The sequence below is a fragment of the Tenacibaculum sp. L6 genome, from assembly GCF_028823685.1.
GTDB lineage: Bacteria > Bacteroidota > Bacteroidia > Flavobacteriales > Flavobacteriaceae > Polaribacter.
Genome location: NZ_JAPEHZ010000096.1, coordinates 1 through 5,537 on the forward strand (window position 1 = coordinate 1; position 5,537 = coordinate 5,537).

General features: G+C 36.0%; 7 protein-coding genes. 1 reads left to right on the forward strand and 6 read right to left on the reverse strand.

Annotated elements, in window-relative coordinates; genetic code table 11:
• The 6 genes from rplD to rpsL form a co-directional block, all read right to left on the reverse strand.
• Window positions 1–203, reverse strand: a 203-nt coding sequence (rplD, locus tag OU788_RS11645) for a 50S ribosomal protein L4 (protein ID WP_274635327.1), incomplete at its 3' end; no start/stop codon positions are given.
• Entirely contained in the window at window positions 203–820 is a 618-nt protein-coding gene (gene rplC / locus OU788_RS11650; RefSeq protein ID WP_274635328.1) for a 50S ribosomal protein L3, read from the reverse strand. The genes rplC and rplD, both read right to left, overlap by 1 nt.
• A gap of 288 nt (window positions 821–1,108) precedes the next feature.
• Complete coding sequence (gene rpsJ / locus OU788_RS11655; RefSeq protein WP_024740605.1) at window positions 1,109–1,414, reverse strand: 30S ribosomal protein S10; 306 nt, start codon at window positions 1,412–1,414, stop codon at window positions 1,109–1,111.
• A 5-nt stretch (window positions 1,415–1,419) separates the two neighbouring features.
• Window positions 1,420–3,537: an elongation factor G gene (gene fusA, locus OU788_RS11660; RefSeq protein WP_274635329.1), complete on the reverse strand. Its 2,118-nt coding sequence runs from the start codon at window positions 3,535–3,537 to the stop codon at window positions 1,420–1,422.
• A gap of 6 nt (window positions 3,538–3,543) precedes the next feature.
• On the reverse strand, window positions 3,544–4,020 hold the full coding sequence (rpsG, locus tag OU788_RS11665; protein WP_028890723.1) for a 30S ribosomal protein S7: 477 nt from the start codon (window positions 4,018–4,020) through the stop codon (window positions 3,544–3,546).
• A 32-nt stretch (window positions 4,021–4,052) separates the two neighbouring features.
• Complete coding sequence (rpsL, locus tag OU788_RS11670) at window positions 4,053–4,433, reverse strand: 30S ribosomal protein S12 (RefSeq protein ID WP_028890722.1); 381 nt, start codon at window positions 4,431–4,433, stop codon at window positions 4,053–4,055.
• Window positions 4,434–4,777: 344 nt separating this feature from the next.
• On the opposite strand from rpsL, the gene OU788_RS11675 reads away from it, so the two are divergent.
• Window positions 4,778–5,537: TonB-dependent receptor plug domain-containing protein (locus OU788_RS11675; protein ID WP_274635330.1), on the forward strand; the 760-nt coding region annotated here is incomplete at its 3' end.

Consider the following 5,537-nt stretch of genomic DNA (forward strand, 5'->3'; position numbering starts at 1 on the left):
TTTTGTTTTTTAATCTTTCTTGTACTACCAGCAATCTCAGCTCTTTCTTTCGATTTGTGAGTACCTTGTCTTTGATTAGCCAAATACTGCTTTACATCTAAATAAATTGCGTGATCATTTGGCTCAATTCCGAATACCTCGTTAGAAAGTTCAACTTTTCTACCAGTATCTTTTCCTGTAATATCTAATACTGCTACTTTCATTATTTCTCGATAGTTACATAAGAGTTTTTGTGACCAGGAATAGCTCCTTTTACTACGATAAGATTCTTATCAGCAACCACTTTTAATACTCTTAAATTTTGAACTTTTACTTTGTCTCCACCCATACGACCTGCCATACGCATTCCTTTGAATACTCTTGCAGGGTATGATGCTGCACCAATTGAACCAGGAGCTCTTAAACGGTTATGTTGACCGTGAGTTGCTTGTCCAACTCCGCCAAAACCATGACGTTTAACAACACCTTGAAATCCTTTACCTTTAGAAATTCCTGATACATCAACGAATTCTCCTTCAGTAAATAATTCAACAGTAATTGAGTCACCTAATTTGTACTCACCTTCGAACTCTTGGAATTCAACAACTTTCTTTTTAGCAGATGTACCAGCTTTTTTAAAGTGACCATCTAAAGCTTTATTAGAGCTTTTTGCTTTTTTGTCATCGAAACCAAGTTGTAAAGCGTTATAGCCGTCAACCTCTTCGGTTCTGACTTGGGTAACAACGCAAGGACCTGCTTCGATTACAGTACAAGGAATATTCTTCCCGTTCTCGTCGAATAAGCTGGTCATTCCAATTTTTCTTCCTATTAACCCAGACATATTTGTTAATTTTCAGACGAATAGATATATTTTATCCAGCGCGTCTATTAATAAATGATTATTTGAAACGAATGTTTCTGTTTTTTCCTTTGAATTTTTCAAAAAAAAAGAGCGAAAAACACCTTCACTCTGAATTTGTTTTTACCATTTTTCCTTCGCGAAACCCTCAGGACATGTCATTTCTGTATACTTTACAGAAATATTTACACGCCGAAACGTAAATTTCGGTGTGCAAAAGTATAAAAAACTTTCGGCTTAACAAAATTAAACCGAAAGTTATTGATTTACTTATACTTTGATCTCAACTTCAACTCCACTTGGTAACTCAAGTTTCATTAAAGCATCAATAGTTTTTGATGATGAACTATAGATGTCTAATAATCTTTTGTAAGCAGATAATTGAAATTGCTCTCTAGATTTTTTGTTTACGTGTGGTGAACGTAATACTGTAAAAATCTTTTTATTTGTTGGTAAAGGAATTGGTCCGTTTACTACAGCTCCAGTACTCTTTACTGTCTTTACGATTTTTTCAGCAGACTTGTCTACTAAATTATAATCGTAAGATTTTAACTTTATTCTAATTTTTTGACTCATCTTAATTAACCTTTAGCGTTAGCGATTACTTCTTCTGCAATGTTACTAGGAGTTTCTGCATAGTGAGAGAATTCCATAGTAGAAGTTGCTCTACCTGAAGATAATGTTCTTAATGAAGTAACATATCCAAACATTTCTGATAATGGAACGATAGCTTTTACAACTTTAGATCCAGCACGGTCGCTCATATCATTAACTTGTCCACGTCTTCTATTTAAATCTCCAACGATGTCACCCATATTTTCTTCTGGAGTTAACACTTCTAACTTCATCATTGGCTCCATGATTACAGCTCTTGCAGCTTTTGCAGCAGCTTTGTAACCCATTTTAGCAGCTAATTCGAATGATAATTGATCAGAATCTACAGGGTGGAATGAACCGTCGATTAACGTTACTTTCATTGCATCCATTTCGTATCCTGCTAATGGACCATTCTTCATTGCTTCTTTGAATCCTTTTTCTACTGAAGGAACAAATTCTTTAGGAACGTTACCACCTTTAATGATAGATTCGAACTCTAAACCTTGCTTACCTTCTTCAGCTGGCTCCATTCTGAATACGATATCAGCAAACTTACCACGTCCACCAGACTGCTTTTTATAAACTTCTCTGTGTTCTGCAGCAGCTGTAATAGCTTCTTTGTACTCTACTTGTGGTTGTCCTTGATTTACTTCAACCTTAAACTCACGTTTTAAACGGTCTACAATAATATCTAAGTGTAACTCACCCATTCCTGAAATTACAGTTTGACCTGAAGCCTCGTCTGTTTTTACAGTAAATGTTGGATCTTCTTCAGCTAATTTAGCTAAAGACATACCTAATTTATCTACATCAGCCTTAGTTTTAGGCTCAACAGCAATACCGATTACTGGATCTGGGAAATCCATAGATTCTAAAACGATTGGGTGTTTTTCGTCAGATAACGTATCCCCTGTTTTAATATCTTTAAATCCTACTGCAGCTCCAATATCTCCAGCTTCGATAAATTCGATTGCATTTTGCTTGTTAGAGTGCATTTGGTAAATACGAGAAATACGCTCTTTTTTACCTGAACGGTTATTTAACACATATGAACCTGCATCTAAACGACCAGAATAGGCACGGAAGAATGCTAAACGACCTACGAAAGGATCGGTAGCAATTTTAAATGCTAAAGCTGAAAATGGTGCTTTTGCATCTGGCTTACGTGTTTCTTCTTCTCCTGTATCAGGGTTAGTACCGATGATATTTTCTCTATCTACTGGAGAAGGTAAATAACGACATACAGCATCTAATAAGAACTGAACACCTTTATTCTTGAATGAAGACCCACAAACCATAGGAATGATAGACATATCCATTACAGCAGCTCTTAATGCAGCGTGCACTTCTTCTTCTGTAATAGAATCTTCATCTTCCATGTATTTCTCTAATAAGTTTTCGTCATAAGCAGCAACCTCTTCGATTAACTTACCACGTAACTCACGAGCTTCTTCTTTTAAATCTTCTGGAATATCAACAACATCAAAAGTTGATCCGTGATTTTCGTCATGCCATACAATAGCACGGTTCTTAACTAAATCAACAATTCCTTTAAAATCTGCTTCATCACCAATATTTAATACGATTGGCACTGCGTTAGACTTTAACATGTCTTTTACTTGCTGACATACAGCTAAAAAGTTTGCTCCTTGACGGTCCATTTTGTTAACGAAACCGATACGAGGCACTTTATAGTTATCAGCTAAACGCCAGTTAGTTTCAGATTGTGGCTCAACTCCGTCTACTGCAGAGAATAAGAACACTAATCCATCTAATACACGTAATGAACGGTTTACCTCTACAGTAAAGTCAACGTGACCTGGAGTATCAATAATATTAAAATGGTATCCTTTAGCATCAGCGGTAGGCTTTCCATTTTCTGTTGGGAATTGCCATGTACAAGTTGTAGCTGCAGAAGTAATTGTAATACCTCTTTCTGCTTCTTGTTCCATCCAGTCCATTGTAGAAGCACCATCGTGAACTTCTCCAATTTTATGAGACACCCCAGTATAGAAAAGGATACGCTCAGTTGTTGTTGTTTTACCAGCATCAATATGAGCAGCAATACCGATATTTCTTGTATATTTTAAATCTCTTGCCATTTCTTATTAAAATCTAAAGTGTGAGAATGCTTTGTTAGCTTCAGCCATCTTATGAGTATCTACTCTTTTCTTAACAGCAGCACCTTCTTCTTTAGCAGCAGCTAAAATCTCAGCAGCTAAACGTTGTGCCATTGTTTTTTCATTACGCTTACGCGCATAAGAAATCATCCATTTAATCGCCATAGAAACCTTACGGTCTGGACGAATTTGCATTGGAATTTGGAATGTAGCTCCACCTACACGGCGAGAACGCACTTCTACGTGAGGCATCACGTTAGATAAACCATCTTTCCACACTTCTAAAGCCGACTTTTCTTCGTCAGTTTTCTTTTCGTTTACGATATCCATTGCATCGTAAAACACTTTGAACGCTACAGATTTTTTACCATCCCACATTAAGTTATTCACAAAACGCGTAACTAATTGATCATTAAATCTTGGATCCGGTAACAAAACTCTTTTTTTAGCTCTTCTTTTCCTCATGTCTTTACATTAAAAAAGTTACTAATTAATTTTTACTTTTTGTCTTTAGGGCGTTTTGCACCGTACTTAGATCTACGTTGGGTTCTACCCTCAACTCCTGCAGTATCTAATGCTCCACGTACCACGTGATATTTAACACCTGGTAAATCTTTTACCCTTCCACCTCTAACTAATACTATCGAGTGCTCTTGCAAGTTGTGCCCCTCACCTGGAATATACGCGTTGATTTCGTTACCATTTGTTAAACGCACCCTTGCAACCTTACGCATCGCTGAGTTAGGTTTCTTAGGTGTAGTGGTATACACACGCGTACAAACTCCACGTCTTTGTGGACATGCTTGTAAAGCAGCCGATTTACTCTTCTTAGTTATTTTGGCTCTTCCTTTACGAACTAATTGTTGAATAGTTGGCATACTAAATTATTACTTATTTTTAATTTGTACTTAAATTACTCTAATTTTAAGAGTGTGCAAATGTACGACTATTTTCTAATTAATCAAATATCAAGAAGTTATTTTTACCAAAACACAACAAAATCCAACAACTAACAATTAATAATCTATTTCAAAAAGATAACTGAATCTTGAAAAAAAACTAAAAGAAAATACTAAACCAACTAAAACATTGACTACTTCATGTTTTTCAACAAACCTCCATAAGCAGATACTGTTTTTTTTTTTACATTTAATTAACAAATACCTTGTTTTTTTAAGATTTATTTATGATTTTTGGCTCAATTAATTCAAATAATTACACAATGAAAACAAAGTTTAATGGAATTTTAACGCTACTACTAGCGTTGATTGTGCAAATTTCCTTTGCGCAAGAAAAAACAATTTCAGGTACTGTTTCTGATGAATCAGGTCCTTTACCTGGAGTTACGATACTGAAAAAAGGTACCACACAAGGTACTGAAACTGATTTTGACGGAAAATTCTCTATCCAAGCAAAAGTCGGAGATGTTTTAGTATTTAGTTTTGTAGGTATGACAACGACAACAAGAGTTATTGGAGAGCCTAACCAAATTAACGTTATGATGGAGGGAGATAACGTACTTGACGAGATAATCGTAACAGGACAAGGTTCTGGAATTGAAAAAAAGAGGCTATCTACATCTGTTGATGTACTTACTTCTAAAGATATAGAGAAACTACCTGGAACCCAGGTTGATCAACTCCTTCAATCAACAACACCTAGTGCTCAAATTAGAATGAGTTCGGGGCAACCAGGAACAACAGCTCTAATAAGAACTAGAGGACCTTTATCAGCATCCAGTTCTGCAACTCCTGTTGTTATTGTAGACGGTGTTAGAGTTGATAACCTTAACTCAAACCCAGGGCTAGGTATAGATACTGGTGGTGCTAGCGTGTCTGCAATAGCTGATATCCCCGCTGAATCTATTGAAAAAATAGAATATATCAAAGGAGGAGCTGCAACAACTTTATACGGAGCAGACGCTGCAAATGGAGTTATTCAAATCATCACAAAAAAAGGTAGAGCAGGTAGAACTAGTGTTT

Coding starts and splice junctions, on each gene's coding strand:
- rpsJ (WP_024740605.1), bottom strand. CDS start 1,414: ATGAGTCAAAAAATTAGAATAAAGTTAAAATCTTACGATTATAATTTA.
- rplC (WP_274635328.1), bottom strand. CDS start 820: ATGTCTGGGTTAATAGGAAGAAAAATTGGAATGACCAGCTTATTCGAC.
- fusA (WP_274635329.1), bottom strand. CDS start 3,537: ATGGCAAGAGATTTAAAATATACAAGAAATATCGGTATTGCTGCTCAT.
- rpsG (WP_028890723.1), bottom strand. CDS start 4,020: ATGAGGAAAAGAAGAGCTAAAAAAAGAGTTTTGTTACCGGATCCAAGA.
- rpsL (WP_028890722.1), bottom strand. CDS start 4,433: ATGCCAACTATTCAACAATTAGTTCGTAAAGGAAGAGCCAAAATAACT.